Here is a 1,955-nt window from a genome sequence, read left to right as displayed (position 1 = left end):
AAGATATGGCATAGTAAACCATTGAGCAATAAAAATCACACAATGTAGTAACAAAAAATCGTTATAAATGCTTTTTTATTAAAATAGAAAAATCGGTATCTAAGCCGTAACAGAAGTGAAGGGGTATGAATGAAACGTCCAGATTATAGAGCCTTACAAGCATTAGATGCAGTAGTAAAAGAACGGGGTTTTGAACGTGCAGCAGATAAACTATGTATTACCCAACCAGCTGTTTCACAACGAATCAAACAACTTGAAAGTTTTTTTGGACAGCAACTACTGGTAAGAACCATTCCTCCTAAAGCGACTAAGCAAGGTGAGCATTTACTTGGTTTATTGCATCAAGTTGAACTGCTTGAGCACCAGTGGCTAGGTAATACTGATCATACCAATACCCCACTTTCATTGTCGATTGCCGTTAATGCGGATTCGTTAGCAACGTGGTTATTACCCGCACTAAAACCAATATTAGATAAAAACACGTTACGTTTCGAAATTGTGGTCAAAGATGAAGAACGGACATTAGATATGTTACGTTTAGGAACCGTCGTTGGGGCAATTAGTATTCAATCACAACCCTTGCCAGGATGTTTATCCAGTCGATTAGGCGCTTTAGATTATATCTTTGTTGCGTCGCCTGAATTTGCAGAAAAATATTTTCCTAATGGTGTCACCCGTTCTTCGCTATTGCGAGCACCAGCAGTGGCCTTTGATCATCTTGATGATATGCACCAAGCTTTCCTACAAGAGAACTTCAATTTAGCACCAGGCAGTGTGACCTGCCACATTATTAACTCCTCTGAAGCATTTGTTGGGTTAGCCAAACAGGGTTCTGCATGTTGTATGATCCCGCGTTTACAAGTTGAAAAAGAGTTAGAGACGGGACAATTAATTGATTTAACCGCAGGGCTATACCAAAGACGCATGTTATACTGGCATCGTTTTGGGCCTGAAAGTACTATGATGATATCCATTTCTAACGCCTTAACCGATTATACTCGTCATGTACTTTCACATCCTTAATTAACTGGACGGAGCTAGAACATTAAACGCTAATATCGGGGAATGGCTTGCCAGTAACCCGAATAATTAGTAATAATAAGCGTTACAAAAAAGCAAATTACCTCAATATCGACCAAACAAAAATAGATAATCAATACAGAATGAAAATTTAATATTGCGTATTCCTAGTAAGTTATATACATATTAAGGGAAGGAAGATGAACTTTATTTATCGATTAATTTGGCGTGTTGTACATCAATCATGGTCTGCTGTTGGTGGGTTTACTCAATCTCATAAAAAAGCAACCACAACTATCGGCTTAATAGTAAGCAGCCTATTGTTAGGCAAGTGAAGCTTTAGCCGAAACACGACATATCCCCTCCCTAGCGACAGCAGCGAGTATCAATTGGAACAAGCTAAGGGATTAGATGGCATTCATGGAGATTGACAGTGCAAAAAATGGGGTAATGGTAATATTGCAATTCAAGGCGATCGTTTAAAATAGTTAACGGGGTGGAATTAGCCGTGGGAATGGTGGTAATGGTTCATTGAACAGTAATGATGGTGCTAGGTGTTGATTATGCCATAGCCAATACCTCTAATGTAGCGATTAGTAAAGATGGAACATTAAATCTAGGTGGGCATAGCCAACGGCTTAGGGAAATTAATAATAAAGGAACAATCCTAATTAATAGTTACGGTAAAGCACTATTAACCAATGTGGCAATTATCGTTAGACGGTAATATGCATCAAAGTGGCAAATTAATTTTAAATAACTGTACTAACTGCGCGGGATAAACCTATAGACAAAATGGTAACTGGGTAGATAATGGTGGCATCCAAATTCACCAATACCCAATGAACCTAACATACCCAATTCATCAAAAGAGATACGGATTATTCGTCCAGAATCGGAGAGTTATGCGAACAATATATCACGTCCTATCTTTT

Annotated in this window: 3 protein-coding genes; all 3 read left to right on the top strand. The window is 38.4% G+C overall.

From position 1 onward, the window contains the following. The first annotated feature begins 129 nt into the window (after positions 1-129). The 3 genes from O970_RS09400 (at position 130) to O970_RS09395 (ending at position 1,747) form a co-directional block, all read left to right on the top strand. A complete protein-coding gene (locus tag O970_RS09400; protein WP_133459441.1) occupies positions 130-1,023 on the top strand; it encodes a LysR family transcriptional regulator ArgP in 894 nt (297 codons plus the stop codon). Between the two features lie 197 nt (positions 1,024-1,220). After that, entirely contained in the window at positions 1,221-1,355 is a 135-nt protein-coding gene (locus O970_RS10170; RefSeq protein ID WP_238610637.1) for an ESPR-type extended signal peptide-containing protein, read from the top strand. Positions 1,356-1,561: 206 nt separating this feature from the next. Continuing rightward, entirely contained in the window at positions 1,562-1,747 is a 186-nt protein-coding gene (locus O970_RS09395; protein ID WP_133459440.1) for a hypothetical protein, read from the top strand. The last annotated feature ends 208 nt before the right edge of the window (positions 1,748-1,955 follow it).

This window comes from Candidatus Schmidhempelia bombi str. Bimp, assembly GCF_000471645.3.
Lineage (GTDB): Bacteria > Pseudomonadota > Gammaproteobacteria > Enterobacterales > Orbaceae > Utexia > Utexia bombi.
The sequence above is the reverse complement of the archived record's forward strand: the minus strand, read 5'-3'. Positions and strand labels throughout refer to the sequence as shown.

Excerpts from the sequence above, each read along its gene's own strand:
- O970_RS10170 (WP_238610637.1), top strand. The coding sequence starts at position 1,221 with ATGAACTTTATTTATCGATTAATTTGGCGTGTTGTACATCAATCATGG.
- O970_RS09395 (WP_133459440.1), top strand. The coding sequence starts at position 1,562 with ATGATGGTGCTAGGTGTTGATTATGCCATAGCCAATACCTCTAATGTA.
- O970_RS09400 (WP_133459441.1), top strand. The coding sequence starts at position 130 with ATGAAACGTCCAGATTATAGAGCCTTACAAGCATTAGATGCAGTAGTA.